This is a genomic window from Flavobacterium sp. GNP010, assembly GCF_056428945.1.
Genome location: NZ_JBWJVK010000033.1, coordinates 1 through 15,346, shown reverse-complemented (window position 1 = coordinate 15,346; position 15,346 = coordinate 1). Strand labels below are relative to the sequence as shown.

Below are 15,346 nucleotides of genomic sequence, written 5' to 3'. Positions count from 1 at the left end.
ATCAAATAAAACGGTGGTATTTTTTTTGAAAATACTTAGAAACATACTGTAAAAGGATCGTTTTAATATGACTTAACTGAAATAAGTAGTTTGCTCGAGAGTTTGTAATTTATAGTATTAGCTTTATTTTTTTATAGATTTGATTGTTTAGGAAGGAACTTAGATCTAGAAACTATTTATTATTTTTAACGCTGTAATTAATAGATTATATGTAGTTGTTTGAAGATTTTATAATAACTGAACCAAAATAAACTGGAATGAATGAAAAAAATACTTTAAAAGAGCTTGCAGAATTATTTTTAAAACTAGGAATAATCGGTTTTGGTGGCCCTGCAGTGCATATTGCGATGATGCAGAACGAAGTTGTTGTTAGGAAAAAATGGATGAGCGAACAGCATTTTTTAGATTTAGTGGGTGCTATTAATTTAATTCCTGGACCAAATAGTACTGAAATGGCGATTCATATTGGTCAGGAAAGAGCAGGATGGAAAGGATTAATTGTGGCTGGCATGTGTTTTATTTTGCCTGCGGTTTTAATAACTGGATGTTTTGCTTGGTTGTACAAAGAATACGGGCAACTTCTAGAAATTAAACCTTTCTTGTATGGCATTCAGCCTGCAATTATTGCTATAATAATCATGGCCATTTTACCGCTAGCTACGAAGTCCCTAAAAACAGTTGAATTAAGAATATTGGGATTGATAGCACTAATTTTGGCGCTTTTAAATTTCAATCAAATTTATATTTTATTTGGTGCAGGTATTTTTGCTGTACTAACTGCAACTATTAGAAAAAATAATGTCTATAGTCTCACTGTTTTACCATTATTGTTATTTCAATTTTCTAAAACAACGGTTGCGACGGTTACCAATTTAAATTTGTTTTTGGTGTTTTTGAAGATTGGCGCCATACTATACGGAAGTGGTTATGTATTATTTGCCTTCTTAGATGCAGAACTTGTTGCAAAAGGCTTATTATCTAGAGCTACTTTAATAGATGCGATTGCGGTAGGACAGTTTACGCCAGGACCTGTTTTTTCATCGGTCACTTTTATAGGATATCAATTAAACGGGATTTTGGGAGCACTTGTGTCTACAATTGGAATATTTTTGCCTTCATTTTTATTTGTTGCCTTATTAAATCCGTTGGTAAAAGAAATGAGGAATTCAATTCCGTTTTCTATATTTCTAGATGCAGTAAATGTAGCTTCGGTAGCGTTAATTATTGCGATCTGTTTTCAGATGAGTTACGCTGTAATAGCAGATTGGCGAACCATTTTAATTGCTATGATCAGTTTTACGGTGGCTTTTAATTATAAAAAAATAAACAGTGCTATTCTAGTGTTGGGTGGCTCATTATTGGGCTATTTGTTAACTTTTATTGGATAGTAAATTAAGGCAATTTGGTACGTTTCTATTTTTGAAATGGAATTTACTTATATTTGTTGACCTTAAAAAAATAACGTATTGTGAGTCAAATTAATAAGCTTAAAATATTTAATGATCCTATTTACGGGTTTATTACCATTCCTAATGCATTAATCTACGATTTGATTCAGCATCCGTACTTTCAACGTTTGCGCAGAATTTCTCAAATGGGGTTGTCCTATTTAGTGTATCCAGGTGCCAATCATACTCGTTTTCATCACGCTTTAGGGTGCATGCATTTGATGCAAAAAGCAGTTGACGTATTGCGTTTTAAAGGAGTTTTATTGTCTACAGAAGAAGAAAACGCTTTATACATTGCTATTTTATTGCATGATATCGGGCATGGACCTTTTTCACATGCCATGGAAAAAAGCATTGTTGAAGATGTGCATCATGAGGAAATTTCATTGTTATTTATGAACCAATTGAATGTTGAATTTGACGGAAAGTTAAGTTTAGCGATTCAGGTTTTTAAAGGAGAATACAACAGAAAGTTCATGTTGCAGTTGATTTCAAGTCAATTGGATATGGATCGAATGGATTATTTGAAGCGGGATAGTTTTTACTCGGGTGTGGCTGAAGGTAATGTCAACTCGGAGCGACTGATTCAAATGATGAATGTGGTTGATGACTATCTGGTTATTGAAGAAAAAGGAATTTACTCCGTAGAAAAATTCTTAATGTCTCGACGCTTGATGTATTGGCAAGCCTATTTACACAAAACGAGTTTAGTGGCAGAGTTAATTTTGATGAAAATCTTAAAACGCGCCAAAGAATTAACATTAAAAGGAGTTCCACTTCCTTGCAGTGAACCTTTATTGTTTTTCTTGCAAAACAAAGTAACCATCGATACTTTTGATGCCGAAACTCTAGATTTATTTGCTCAATTAGATGATTTTGATATTATTGGAGCATTAAAATCCTGGCAAAAACAAGATGATTTTATTTTGTCATCTTTAAGTAAAATGATTGTCAATCGCGATTTATTAAAAATAAAGCTTACCAGTGAAAAAGTAGCAATAGAGGAATTACAGCCCTTGAAAGAGCGTTTCGCATTAGAAAATAATATTTCCTTACTAGAAACGAACTATTTTATATTTAAAGGAAAAATAAAAAATCAAGCCTACAGCAAAGAGGCGGAACCCATACGGATTTTGAAAAAAGACTGCACGATAGAAGATGTAATAGAATCCTCTGATCAGCTGAATTTAAAATCATTATCCAAATTGGTGACCAAGTATTACATCTGTTTCCCAAAACAACTGTTATAAAAACACCATTTAAAATCTATTTTTTATATTTTTGTCACAATGAAATTTACAGCAGAACAAATAGCAGGGATTTTAGAAGGTGAAGTTATTGGGAATCCCATGGCAGAAGTTTTTAGATTGTCAAAAATTGAAGAAGGTACAGACGGCTCACTTACTTTTTTATCAAACCCTAAATACTTAAATTATATTTATTCAACAAAAGCTTCAGTAACCATTGTAAATGAGACTTTTGAACCTGAATTACCTTTGACGACTACTTTGATAAAAGTACAAGATGCTTATACGGCATTCTCAAAATTATTGGAGTTTTACAATCAAGTAAAATTAAATAAAAGCGGAATAGAGGAACCTTCTTTTCTTTCGCAAAGTGCAAAATATGGAGATAATTTATACCTTGGGAGTTTTAGCTATGTAGGTAATAACGTTATCTTGGGTGACAATGTAAAAATATACCCAAATTGTTTTATTGGAGATAATGTAGTCATTGGCGACAATGCATTGTTGTTTGCTGGAGCAAAAATTTACTCAGAGACTATTATAGGTAACAATTGCACGATTCATTCTGGGGCTATTATCGGTTCAGATGGCTTTGGTTTTGCACCAAATCCTGATGGAACATACACTAAAATTCCTCAAATAGGGAATGTAATTATTGAAGATAATGTAGATATCGGTTCTTGTACGACGATTGATAGAGCAACAATGGGTTCTACAATTATCAGAAAAGGGGTAAAGCTTGACAACCAAATCCAGATTGCTCATAATGTTGAAATTGGAGATAACACAGTTATTGCAGCTCAAACTGGAGTTGCAGGTTCAACAAAAATTGGTAAAAACGGCTTGATTGGTGGGCAAGTTGGAATTTCTGGACATTTAACCATCGGGAATAATGTTCGAATTCAGGCACAATCTGGTGTGGGACGAAATATAAAAGATAATGAAATAGTGCAGGGGAGCCCTACATTTGGATACAATGATTTTAGCAAATCATACGTTCATTTTAAGAATTTGCCTAAAATTGTTGCAGAAATAGAAGAATTAAAAAACAAATATTAAACCAAAAAAATGGAAACAATGGTTAAACAGAAGACCATCAAAACAGAAATTTCACTTACTGGGGTTGGATTGCACACGGGGAAAGAAGTAAAAATGACTTTTAAACCTGCTCCAGTAAATAATGGTTTTACTTTTGTTCGAGTAGATCTAGAAGGACAACCCATCATTGAAGCTGATGCAAATTATGTGGTCAACACGCAAAGAGGTACTAATTTAGAAAAATTAGGTGTTAAAATTCAAACTCCTGAACATGTTTTAGCGGCACTTATTGGTTGTGATTTAGATAATGTAATCATAGAATTGAATGCTTCTGAACTTCCTATTATGGATGGTTCATCCAAATATTTTGTTGAAGCTCTTGAAAAAGCTGAAATCGAAGAGCAAAATGCCAAAAGAAATATTTATGTGGTGAAAGAAGTTATTTCATTCACAGATGAAGCTTCAGGAAGTGAGATCTTAGTCATGCCGAACGATCATTATTCAGTAACTGCAATGGTAGATTTTGGTACTAAAATACTAGGAACACAAAATGCAACGATGAAAAGTATTTCTGATTTTAAAACCGAAATATCAGAGTCTAGAACCTTCAGTTTTTTACATGAATTAGAATCATTATTAGAAAACGGTTTAATAAAAGGTGGTGATTTAAACAATGCTATAGTATATGTAGACAAAGAGATTTCTGCTGCTACAATGGAGAGTTTAAAAGTAGCTTTTGGCAAAGATGAAATTACTGTAAAACCAAACGGGATTTTAGACAACCTTACGTTGCATTATCCAAACGAAGCAGCGAGACATAAATTATTGGATGTTGTAGGTGATTTAGCTTTAATTGGAACAAGAATTCAAGGAAAAGTAATTGCTAATAAGCCAGGACATTTTGTAAATACACAGTTTGCAAAGAAAATGGCTAAAATCATCAAAATAGAACAACGAAATTATGTTCCTGTTTACGATTTGCATTTAGAGCCGTTGATGGATATTCATAAAATCATGGCCGTTCTTCCGCACAGACCACCGTTTTTATTGATTGATAGAATCATTGAAATGTCAGAAAGTCATGTTGTTGGAATGAAAAATGTTACCATGAATGAGAATTTCTTTGTCGGACATTTTCCTGAAGCTCCAGTAATGCCAGGGGTCTTAATTGTAGAAGCAATGGCACAAACAGGTGGAATTCTTGTATTAAGTACAGTTCCAGATCCAGAAAATTACTTAACTTATTTTATGAAAATAGATAATGTTAAGTTCAAACATAAAGTTTTACCAGGAGATACCTTAATATTTAAGTGTGATTTAATTACACCAATTAGACGAGGAATTTGTCACATGCAAGCCAATGCTTACGCCAATGGAAAACTAGTTGCTGAGGCAGAATTAATGGCACAAATTGCAAAAAAACAATAATTTTTTTGTTGATTTGATTAATCGTTAATTCGGTTAATCGATGATACAGTTAAACGATTAAATAAATTATATGAATCAACCACTAGCCTATGTGCATCCAGGTGCCAAAATTGCTAAAAATGTTGTCATTGAGCCTTTTACAACTATACATAACAATGTTATCATTGGTGATGGAACTTGGATTGGTTCAAATGTAACCATAATGGAAGGCGCAAGAATAGGAAAAAATTGTAATATATTCCCTGGTGCTGTTATTTCGGCAGTTCCTCAGGATTTAAAATTTGGTGGAGAAGATTCTTTAGCAATTATTGGTGACAATTGTACAATACGTGAGTGCGTGACCATCAATAGGGGAACAATTGCCTCTGGCCAAACAACTTTGGGCAAAAATTGCTTAGTAATGGCAACAGCACATATTGCTCACGATTGCCACATTGGTGATAATGCAATAATTGTGAATGGAGTAGCGCTAGCAGGACATGTTACTGTGGGTAAATATGCAGTTATTGGCGGTTTAGCAGCCATACATCAATTTATTCATATTGGCGATCACGCGATGATTTCTGGTGGATCTTTGGTACGAAAAGATGTTCCACCATTTACAAAAGCAGCAAAAGAGCCTTTGTCCTATGTTGGAATAAATTCTGTTGGTTTAAGAAGACGCGGTTTTACAACTGAAAAAATTAGAGAGATTCAGGATATCTATAGAATATTATACCAAAAAAATTACAATACCACTCAAGCTTTAGGAATCATCGAAGCTGAAATGGAAGCGACACCCGAAAGAGATGAAATCATCGATTTTATTAGAAATTCATCGCGTGGAGTGATGAAAGGATATTCTGGGAACTATTAATCCCCACCCCAGCCCTCCCCGAAGGGAAGGGAGTGTAAACGTGACTATATTGTAAAAAAATATAATGTAGTATAAAATGTAAAATATAATAAAAATAAATAAGTAACTAATTTCCAGTCTTAGCTCCCTCCCCTTCGGGGAGGGTCGGGGTGGGGAAAATAAACAAACATCATAATGGCATCTACATCAGATATTAAAAACGGATTGTGTATTAAATACAACAACGATATTTACAAAATCATTGAATTTCTTCACGTTAAACCAGGGAAAGGTCCTGCTTTTGTTAGAACAAAACTTAGAAGTTTGACTAACGGAAAAGTATTGGACAACACTTTTTCTGCAGGGCATAAAATCGAAGAAGTTAGAGTAGAAAATCATAAATTTCAGTTTTTATATCCAGAAGGAAATGAGTTTCATTTTATGAATACTGAGACTTTCGAACAAATAACTTTGAACAAAAACATCTTGGATTCACCAGATTTATTAAAAGAAGGAGAAAATGTAATGGTCAGTATCAATACAGAGACTGATTTACCACTTTCTGTAGATATGCCAGCATCTGTTATTCTTGAAGTGACTTATGCAGAGCCTGGTATCAAAGGGAATACAGCTACAAACGCAACTAAATCAGCAACTGTTGAAACTGGAGCAACTGTAAATGTGCCTTTGTTTATTAACGAAGGTGATAAAATTAAAATTGATACTGCATCAGGTTCTTACATGGAGCGTGTTAAGGAGTAAATTAGTTAATAAATAGAAAATGTGTTAATTTAAATCATTATCACATTTTTTATTTTACACATTTCTTATTTTTCTAGTTATATTTATGAAATTCCAAAAAGCGTATACTTTAAAACAAATTGCTACTATTATCAACTGTGAATATGTTGGTGATACTGATTTTCCTATTACGGGAATGAATGAGATTCATGTCGTAGAAACTGGAGATATTGTTTTTGTTGATCATCCCAAGTATTATGACAAAGCATTAAACTCAGCAGCAACTATTGTTTTAATCAATAAAAATGTAGCTTGTCCCGAAGGGAAAGCATTGTTGATTTCTGAAGATCCTTTTAGAGATTTTAATAAATTGACAAATTATTTCAAGCCATTTCAATTCTCGAATGTTTCAATAGCTACTTCAGTTTCAATAGGCGAAGGAACTGTAATACAGCCAAATACATTTATTGGAAATCATGTGATGATTGGTAAAAATTGTTTGATTCATTCCAATGTTTCCATTTATGATCATACCATTATTGGTGATAATGTGATCATTCATGCTGGAACAATTTTAGGCGCAGATGCCTTTTACTACAAAAAACGCGCTGAAGGATATGACCAATTACTTTCGGGTGGAAGAGTTGTTATCAAAGATAATGTGGGAATAGGAGCCCTTTGTACAATTGACAAAGGTGTAACCGGTGACACCACGATTGGTGAAGGTACCAAAATTGACAATCAAGTACATGTAGGTCACGATACAGTTATTGGAAAAAAATGTTTGATAGCTTCACAAACCGGAATTGCGGGTTGTGTCATTATTGAAGACGAAGTAACTATTTGGGGACAAGTAGGAACCACAAGTGGGATTACGATAGGAGCAAAGGCAGTTATTCTTGGTCAAACGGGAGTTACAAAATCAGTAGAGGGTGGAAAGTCTTATTTCGGAACTCCAATTGAAGAATCGAGAGAAAAACTGAAACAACTAGCTAATATCAAGAAAATACCAGAAATTTTAAACAAATTAAAGTAATATGTCTGCTAAAGAAATCGTTCAAAAATTTTACAAATCAGATGCTCTAATTGATAGTGAAATCATTAAGGATTTTTTGCATCCTGAAGTAGTCGTGGAATGGAATAGTAGTAAAGGATTGATTCAATTGAATTATGATTCTTTATTAAATCTTTCCAATGATTTGAGCAAAGCGTACGTGCGTTCCAAAGTTAGAATAAGTCATATTGTTAGTGAAAATGATCGTATTTCGGTACGATATTCTCATTTCGTAAAAACGATTGAGAATCCGCGGGAAGAAATGTTATTGGCTCACTTTATGGTGATTTGGGAAATAAAAGACAACAAACTATTTCGAGGGTATCAAATGAGTCAATTATCCTAATTTAGTATTAAAAAACTGAATACTGAATACGGATTACTGATTACTATTTTATACTTTTGCAAAACAATTTTAAAAACTACCTAAAAAATATATCATGAGTGTTTTAGTTAATAAAGATTCCAAAATAATTGTTCAAGGTTTTACAGGAAGCGAAGGAACTTTCCATGCTTCTCAAATGATTGATTACGGAACTAACGTTGTTGGTGGTGTAACTCCAGGAAAAGGGGGGACTACTCACTTAGATAGACCCGTTTTTAATACTGTAAAAGATGCTGTAGAACAAGCAGGAGCTGATACAACTATCATTTTTGTTCCACCAGCTTTTGCTGCGGATGCCATTATGGAAGCTGCAGATGCTGGAATTAAAGTAATTATTGCAATTACTGAAGGAATTCCTGTTGCTGACATGATAAAAGCAAATAGTTATGTTAAAGAAAGAAATGCACGTTTAATAGGTCCAAACTGTCCGGGAATCATTACTCCAGGTGAAGCGAAAGTTGGTATCATGCCAGGTTTTGTTTTCAAAAAAGGAACTGTAGGGATTGTTTCTAAATCAGGAACATTAACGTACGAAGCAGCTGACCAAGTGGTGAAACAAGGATTAGGAATCACTACAGCAATTGGAATTGGTGGAGACCCAATTATTGGAACAACAACAAAAGAAGCTGTTGAATTGTTAATGAATGATCCAGAAACGGAATGTATTGTAATGATAGGTGAAATAGGCGGACAATTAGAAGCTGATGCTGCTCATTGGATTAAAGCGGATGGAAACCGTAAGCCAGTTGTAGGTTTCATCGCCGGAGTTACGGCTCCTCCAGGGCGTACCATGGGGCATGCAGGTGCAATTGTTGGTGGATCTGACGACACAGCCGAAGCTAAAAAAGAAATCATGAGAGCTTGTGGCATTCACGTAGTAGATTCTCCAGCTGAAATTGGTAAAAAAGTAAAAGAAGTTTTAGGATAATCTAAGCTTTTTCTAAATAGTATTAAAGCCTCACAATTTGTGAGGCTTTTTTATGATAAATAGAATTAAAAAAAATACCTTTGCACTTTATTAAATACAGCTGTTTTTTTAGTTGTGATCCTAATAAAACAAATACAAACGAATGGTTTCTAATGAACCTCACGATTTTGTGGGGTATTTTTTTGTGGTAGCCAATTCAAATAAAAATAAAATAATATGTACAAAGAGTTAAAAAAATTCAAAGTTACCAATCAGTTTTCATTTACTACAGAAGATAGTTTAGCAGAAGTTTGCAACGCGTCAGAAGGTTCTGGTGTATTTTTAGTGTATTCAGTAGGTGATGAAAAAGAGCTAATTATGGTTGGTTCTACCGGAACTGTTCAAAATAATGGAACTTTGAAAATTAAAAATGGTGGACTGAAGGATAAAATCGTAGAAGGACACCAATTTGCGAAAACGGGAAGAAAATATTCTTGGCCAGCACAAATGAAAATAGAGGATATTAGTACCCTTGAAGTAGTTTGGTATGAGACATTCAATGATAAAACTAAAGTAATCCCAACATTTGCAGAAGGACAAGTTTTACAAAACTTCCTTGATGAAAATGGAAGATTGCCAAGGTGGAATGTAGCTTTCTAAGTAGTTAGTTACTGTTTTTCAATATTTTATATATTAACGCTATCAGTTTTGGTAGCGTTTTTTTTAGTTATTCTTATTTTTAATATAATTATTTGATTTATTCGTAAATAATTAATTACTTTTGCACCCGTTATCACGAATCCTTCATTAGGATAGCAACCTGCAACAACAAGCAAGGTGCTAAAACGATAAGCCATATCTTTTGGAAAAAATGTTGTTTTTACATTACCATCTACAGGTTTGTTTTTCGTCATAACACTTAATTTAAAATTATTTTTATGACAAAATTTACTAAAGAATCTGGGAATCCTTTTGCATTGATTCCGCTATTTGTTTTTATTTTTACGTTTTTAGGAGCTGGAATCATTTTGAATGATTTTTATGCTTTTCCTTCGCCCGTAGCAGTTCTAATTGGAATAATAGCTGCATTTTTATTGTATAAATCATCTACAAACGAAAAAATAGATACTCTAATCGCTGGTTGTGGTGATAGTAAAATCATAACTATGTGTTTGATATATTTATTAGCAGGTTCATTTGCAGTGGTAAGCAAAGCAATGGGCGGTGTTGATGCGGTAGTGAACCTTGGCATCAATACAATCGATGTTGCTTACTTTCCGTTGGGGATTTTCTTGATCGCTTCCTTTTTATCTACTGCTACGGGAACATCAGTTGGAGCCATTGTTGCTATTGGACCTATCGCGGTTTCGCTTGCAGATAAAAGCGGAGCCTCTTTGCCCTTAATTTCAGGAGCTTTATTAGGCGGGTCTATGCTAGGGGATAATTTATCGATGATTTCAGATACGACGATTGCGGCCACACAATCGCTGGGATGTGATTTAAAAGATAAATTTAAGATCAATTTGTTTATCGCTTTTCCAGCGGCACTATTTACTATTTTAGTATTTTTCTACTTAGGATTAAATTCTGATATTGTTGCTGTAGCTATTGCAAGAACTGATTTTTCATGGATTGCAATTGTGCCCTATATTGTTGTAATCGTTCTAGCGGTGGTGGGTATCAACGTTTTTTATACTTTAATTATAGGAACACTTTTAGCAGGGATAATTGGTTATCTGGGCGGTTCATTTACTATAATGGAATTTACTCAAAAGTGTTATGAGGGATTTACTAGCATGACTGATATTTTTTTACTTTCTATGCTTACAGGTGGTTTAGCCGCATTAGTAGATAAGGCTGGAGGAATCACGTATTTACTGGTACAAATTAAAAAATTAATCAAAAGTAAAAAATCGGCTCAACTAGGAATTGGTACCTTAGTTGGTTTTGCTAATTTAGCTATTGCTAATAATACGGTTTCTATTGTAATCACAGGACCAATTGCCAAAGAAATTAATGATGAATATGACCTTAATCCAAGAAAGACAGCAACAATTTTAGATATTTTTTCTTGCGTTATACAAGGCGTTCTACCTTATGGAGCGCAAGTATTACTGATATTAAGTTACGCTAATGGTAAATTAAATTTCTTTGACTTGATTGGTAATGCTTGGTATCATTTATTTTTGTTTGTTTTTACCCTGATTGCCATTTACAGTTCGTTTTGGGATAAGCTAGTAGGGCGTTATTTTCATGTATAAAGTTATTTTATGACGCTTAATGAAAGTGAAATTTTTTTTAAAAAAGGAAATAGTATATATTTGGCAAGTCGCTTATAGCCCTGATAGCAATGAAAATCCTTTTCTATTTTTTCTTTAAAAATAGAAAAGATTGTAATGGATAGCAGGAATAGCTTCAAATAAAAAATAAACTAATTTTTGAATATGAAATTACTAGAAGGAAAGGTTGCCATTATTACTGGTGCAAGTCGTGGAATAGGAAAAGGAATTGCAGAAATTTTTGCTCAACATGGTGCAAATGTTGCTTTTACATACAGTTCATCAGTAGAATCTGCGGAAGCTTTAGAAAAAGAATTGAATGCTTTAGGTATTAAAGCTAAAGGATATCAATCTAATGCTGCTGATTTTAATGAAGCACAGACTTTTGTAGATGCCGTTTTAGCTGAATTTGGAACTGTTGATATACTTATCAATAACGCCGGAATTACTAAAGATAACTTGTTGATGCGCATGTCTGAAGAAGATTTTGACAACGTCATGGATGTTAATCTAAAGTCGGTTTTTAATATGACTAAAGCCATTCAGCGTACGTTTTTAAAGCAACGTTCGGGTTCTATTATTAATATGAGTTCTGTAGTTGGAGTAAAAGGAAATGCTGGACAAACGAATTATGCTGCTTCAAAAGCGGGCGTTATTGGTTTTTCAAAATCAGTGGCTTTAGAATTAGGATCTCGTAATATTCGTTGTAATGTAATTGCGCCAGGATTTATAGAAACGGAAATGACGGCCAAATTAAACGAAGATGTGGTAAAAGGATGGAGAGAGGGAATTCCATTAAAACGTGGTGGAACCACTGAAGATGTGGCTAATGCTTGTTTGTTTTTTGCATCGGATATGAGTGCGTATGTAACCGGACAAGTGATGAATGTGTGTGGTGGAATGCTTACTTAAAATTTAATTAAAAGATTTAAAATTCAAAGATTTAAAGATTTTTGAAGTATAATTAATTTTTTAATCTTTAAATCCTTCGAATCTTTTAATAAAGAATACATGACAACAAACACTTTACTATTATTATTTATTTCTGTATTAATAGCAGGCGGTTTGTCGTATTTTCAATACATCTATAAGGCCAAAAACAAATCGAAAGTCGGTTGGTTTTTGGCTTTTTTACGTTTTTCATCCATTTTTGGAATTTTATTGTTATTGATAAATCCAATACTGACCAAAAACACACTAGAAAATGTAAAAACACCTTTGCCTATAATTGTAGACAATTCAAGTTCTATTGCGTTTCTCAAAGCCAATGAAAATGTACTGGAATTACATGAAAAAATAGAATCAAATTCAGATTTACAAGATAAATTTGACGTGCAAACGTATCAATTCTCCGATGATTTTGAACCCGCAGAAAAATTTAATTTTAAAGGAACTCAAACTAATATAGATGTTGTTGCCAAAAATTTAAAAAGTATCTATAAGAACACTAGCTATCCTACAGTTTTAATTTCAGATGGAAATCAGACTTCAGGAAATGATTATGTATACAGTTTTGATGCAATAAATAAAGTATATCCTTTAATTGTAGGCGATACAACTACTTTTTTTGATTTAAAAATCAATCAGCTGAACGTAAACAAATACGTTTTTTTCAAGAATAAATTCCCGGTGGAAGCCTTTTTACACTATTCGGGAACTAAAAGCATAACGGCTGATTTTATAATATCTCAGGGGAATTCGGTTTTAAGCAAACAATCAATTGTCTTTTCTCCATCAAAAAAAACGGCAACTGTACAGGTAGTTTTACCGGCTGATAAAATAGGAGTACAAGTTTTTAAAGCTACTATTTCATCCAAGGTAAAAGAAAAAAACACCTATAACAATACCAAAAATTTCGCTGTTGAAGTATTAGACCAAAAGACAAATATTGCTATTATATCTACTATAAATCATCCTGATTTAGGAGCACTAAAAAGAGCTATTGAATCTAATGTACAGCGTAAAGTAACGATTTTTAAACCTAATGAAATCAAATCATTACAAGATTATAATGTTTTAATTTTATACCAGCCAACAACTGAATTTAAAACTATTTTTGATACCAATAAAAGCGCTGGAATCAATACATTTATTATTACTGGAAACAATACTGATTTTAATTTTTTGAACCAACAGCAAAATGATTTAAGCTTTAAAATGAGTGGCCAAAAAGAAGATTATTTGTCTGTATTTAATGGACAGTTTAATTTGTTTGCGATTGATAATATTGGGTTTGAAAATTTACCCCCTTTACAAAATGCCTTTGGAACGATTACAACAAAAGGTTCTGTTTCAATTTTGCTTTCGTCTAAAATTAGAAATATCGATACGAATGCGCCATTATTGGCTTTTGCAGAAAGTCAAGCCAAGCGAAATGCGTATCTTTTAGGAGAAAACAGTTGGAAATGGAGATTGCAAACTCACATAAATAATCAATCTTTTGAAAAATATGATGCTTTCATAGATAAGATTATTCAGTTTCTAGCTTCGAATACTACTAAAAAATCGCTAGTGGTAGAACACGAAAGCTTTTACAATTCAGGGGAAGCTATTGAAATTACAGCTCAATATTTTAATAAAAATTATGAGTTTGATGAAAAAGCCCGTTTGACTATTGCTGTAACCGATACTAAAACCAAGCAAACTAAAAATTACGATTTATTAAAAGGAAATAATGCTTATAAAGTTAATCTAGAAGGACTTAATGCAGGTTCCTATGCGTTTACAGTAAAAGAATTAAATTCGAAAACTACTTATTCCAGTAGTTTTGAAATCCTAGCTTTTGATATCGAAAAGCAATTCGTTAATCCAGATGTAGAGAAATTGACTCAATTAGCAGCGCAAACACAAGGAAAAATTTATTTTCCAAATCAGGTTGATGCCCTAATAAAATCACTTTTAGAAAATGAGGATTACAAAGCTATTCAGAAGAATGTAATAACTAAAACGCCTTTGATTGATTGGATTTGGTTATTGATTCTAATTTTGATCGTTCTGGCAACCGAGTGGTTTGTTCGAAAATACAACGGTTTACTTTAATAAAATACAAAATGGATTTTAGACTAAAGGTATTCTACACCGTTGCCAATCGATTGAGCTTTACAAAGGCGTCTAACGAATTATTTATAACACAGCCGGCAGTTTCAAAGCACATTCAGGAATTAGAAGAATACTATAAAATCAAGTTGTTTAATAGAAACGGTTCTAAAATTACATTGACAGTTGCTGGTGACGTATTATTGAAACACACCAAAAATATTTTTGAAGTCTATCGTGATATCGATTTTGATATGAATACCTTAATCAGTCAACGTTCTGGTTTGTTGCGAATAGGTGCTAGTACTACAATCTCTCAGTATATAATTCCGCCACTTTTAGCCCGTTTTCATCAAAAACTACAAGATATAAAAGTGAGTTTACTAAATGGAAATACGGAACAAATTGAAAACGCTTTACTACAACAAGAAATTGAAATAGGAATCGTCGAAGGACAATCTAAAAATAAATCTATTAAATATACCGAATTTTTAAAAGACGAATTAGTTTTAGTATGTAAGAGTTCCAACCCTTTAGTAAATCTAAACGAGATTACCCAAGAAGCGCTTAAAAAGATGCGTTTTTTAATGCGAGAACAAGGCTCTGGAACACTTGAAGTTATTGAATTTGCATTAAAACCATTTGATATTAAAGTATCTGAACTACAGATTGAAATGCAATTAGGCAGCACCGAAAGCATAAAATCCTATTTAATGAACTCTGATTGTGTGGCTTTTATTTCGATTCATGCTATACAAAAAGAACTTCAAAACAATGAATTAGCAATATTAGACATTACAGATTTGACAATCGAACGTTTTTTCTATATCATAACTTTGCAAGGTAAAACAGATTCATTGTCAGATTTATTTATCCAAAACATTTCTAATTACTATAACTTAAAGTTATAACGGATTATAATTTACGATTGGCTTAAATAGATTTTTC

Annotated in this window: 14 protein-coding genes and 1 riboswitch; all 14 genes read left to right on the top strand. The window is 32.9% G+C overall.

The genetic code is table 11. The features are described from left to right. Window positions 1–257 precede the first annotated feature (257 nt). The 14 genes from chrA (at window position 258) to AC061C_RS12740 (ending at window position 15,309) form a co-directional block, all read left to right on the top strand. Window positions 258–1,388 (top strand): chromate efflux transporter, encoded by a 1,131-nt coding sequence (gene chrA / locus AC061C_RS12805; protein WP_478291488.1) that lies wholly within the window; start codon window positions 258–260, stop codon window positions 1,386–1,388. Window positions 1,389–1,468: 80 nt separating this feature from the next. Next, window positions 1,469–2,698 (top strand): HD domain-containing protein, encoded by a 1,230-nt coding sequence (locus AC061C_RS12800; protein WP_417943867.1) that lies wholly within the window; start codon window positions 1,469–1,471, stop codon window positions 2,696–2,698. A 39-nt stretch (window positions 2,699–2,737) separates the two neighbouring features. Next, window positions 2,738–3,754 (top strand): UDP-3-O-(3-hydroxymyristoyl)glucosamine N-acyltransferase, encoded by a 1,017-nt coding sequence (gene lpxD / locus AC061C_RS12795; protein WP_478291487.1) that lies wholly within the window; start codon window positions 2,738–2,740, stop codon window positions 3,752–3,754. Window positions 3,755–3,772: 18 nt separating this feature from the next. Then, window positions 3,773–5,161: a bifunctional UDP-3-O-[3-hydroxymyristoyl] N-acetylglucosamine deacetylase/3-hydroxyacyl-ACP dehydratase gene (locus AC061C_RS12790; protein ID WP_417985600.1), complete on the top strand. Its 1,389-nt coding sequence runs from the start codon at window positions 3,773–3,775 to the stop codon at window positions 5,159–5,161. Between the two features lie 70 nt (window positions 5,162–5,231). Continuing rightward, on the top strand, window positions 5,232–6,017 hold the full coding sequence (gene lpxA / locus AC061C_RS12785; protein ID WP_309759912.1) for an acyl-ACP--UDP-N-acetylglucosamine O-acyltransferase: 786 nt from the start codon (window positions 5,232–5,234) through the stop codon (window positions 6,015–6,017). Between the two features lie 174 nt (window positions 6,018–6,191). Continuing rightward, complete coding sequence (gene efp, locus AC061C_RS12780; RefSeq protein WP_309759913.1) at window positions 6,192–6,758, top strand: elongation factor P; 567 nt, start codon at window positions 6,192–6,194, stop codon at window positions 6,756–6,758. 85 nt (window positions 6,759–6,843) lie between these two features. Next, window positions 6,844–7,773, top strand: a complete 930-nt coding sequence (locus AC061C_RS12775) for a UDP-3-O-(3-hydroxymyristoyl)glucosamine N-acyltransferase (protein WP_478291486.1) — start codon at window positions 6,844–6,846, stop codon at window positions 7,771–7,773. A 1-nt stretch (window position 7,774) separates the two neighbouring features. Then, window positions 7,775–8,137, top strand: coding sequence for a nuclear transport factor 2 family protein (locus AC061C_RS12770; protein WP_417943864.1), 363 nt, complete (start codon window positions 7,775–7,777; stop codon window positions 8,135–8,137). A gap of 94 nt (window positions 8,138–8,231) precedes the next feature. Next, a complete protein-coding gene (gene sucD / locus AC061C_RS12765) occupies window positions 8,232–9,104 on the top strand; it encodes a succinate--CoA ligase subunit alpha (RefSeq protein WP_478291485.1) in 873 nt (290 codons plus the stop codon). 216 nt (window positions 9,105–9,320) lie between these two features. Beyond that, a complete protein-coding gene (locus tag AC061C_RS12760) occupies window positions 9,321–9,743 on the top strand; it encodes a hypothetical protein (protein ID WP_309759922.1) in 423 nt (140 codons plus the stop codon). Window positions 9,744–9,868: 125 nt separating this feature from the next. Next, a riboswitch (SAM-I-IV-variant riboswitch) is annotated at window positions 9,869–9,965 on the top strand. 56 nt (window positions 9,966–10,021) lie between these two features. Next, window positions 10,022–11,344, top strand: coding sequence for a Na+/H+ antiporter NhaC family protein (locus tag AC061C_RS12755; protein ID WP_478291484.1), 1,323 nt, complete (start codon window positions 10,022–10,024; stop codon window positions 11,342–11,344). Between the two features lie 183 nt (window positions 11,345–11,527). Beyond that, a complete protein-coding gene (gene fabG, locus AC061C_RS12750; protein WP_478291483.1) occupies window positions 11,528–12,274 on the top strand; it encodes a 3-oxoacyl-[acyl-carrier-protein] reductase in 747 nt (248 codons plus the stop codon). A gap of 99 nt (window positions 12,275–12,373) precedes the next feature. Then, complete coding sequence (locus tag AC061C_RS12745; protein ID WP_478291482.1) at window positions 12,374–14,401, top strand: hypothetical protein; 2,028 nt, start codon at window positions 12,374–12,376, stop codon at window positions 14,399–14,401. A gap of 11 nt (window positions 14,402–14,412) precedes the next feature. After that, window positions 14,413–15,309 carry a LysR family transcriptional regulator gene (locus tag AC061C_RS12740; RefSeq protein ID WP_478291481.1) on the top strand — a complete coding sequence of 299 codons (897 nt, stop codon included), beginning with the start codon at window positions 14,413–14,415 and terminating at the stop codon, window positions 15,307–15,309. Window positions 15,310–15,346 lie beyond the last annotated feature (37 nt).

Bases quoted from the DNA above. Each gene is read 5' to 3' on its own strand.
- lpxD (WP_478291487.1), top strand. From the start codon at position 2,738: ATGAAATTTACAGCAGAACAAATAGCAGGGATTTTAGAAGGTGAAGTT.
- AC061C_RS12740 (WP_478291481.1), top strand. From the start codon at position 14,413: ATGGATTTTAGACTAAAGGTATTCTACACCGTTGCCAATCGATTGAGC.
- sucD (WP_478291485.1), top strand. From the start codon at position 8,232: ATGAGTGTTTTAGTTAATAAAGATTCCAAAATAATTGTTCAAGGTTTT.
- fabG (WP_478291483.1), top strand. From the start codon at position 11,528: ATGAAATTACTAGAAGGAAAGGTTGCCATTATTACTGGTGCAAGTCGT.
- AC061C_RS12745 (WP_478291482.1), top strand. From the start codon at position 12,374: ATGACAACAAACACTTTACTATTATTATTTATTTCTGTATTAATAGCA.
- efp (WP_309759913.1), top strand. From the start codon at position 6,192: ATGGCATCTACATCAGATATTAAAAACGGATTGTGTATTAAATACAAC.
- lpxA (WP_309759912.1), top strand. From the start codon at position 5,232: ATGAATCAACCACTAGCCTATGTGCATCCAGGTGCCAAAATTGCTAAA.
- AC061C_RS12775 (WP_478291486.1), top strand. From the start codon at position 6,844: ATGAAATTCCAAAAAGCGTATACTTTAAAACAAATTGCTACTATTATC.
- AC061C_RS12760 (WP_309759922.1), top strand. From the start codon at position 9,321: ATGTACAAAGAGTTAAAAAAATTCAAAGTTACCAATCAGTTTTCATTT.
- AC061C_RS12770 (WP_417943864.1), top strand. From the start codon at position 7,775: ATGTCTGCTAAAGAAATCGTTCAAAAATTTTACAAATCAGATGCTCTA.
- AC061C_RS12755 (WP_478291484.1), top strand. From the start codon at position 10,022: ATGACAAAATTTACTAAAGAATCTGGGAATCCTTTTGCATTGATTCCG.
- chrA (WP_478291488.1), top strand. From the start codon at position 258: ATGAATGAAAAAAATACTTTAAAAGAGCTTGCAGAATTATTTTTAAAA.
- AC061C_RS12790 (WP_417985600.1), top strand. From the start codon at position 3,773: ATGGTTAAACAGAAGACCATCAAAACAGAAATTTCACTTACTGGGGTT.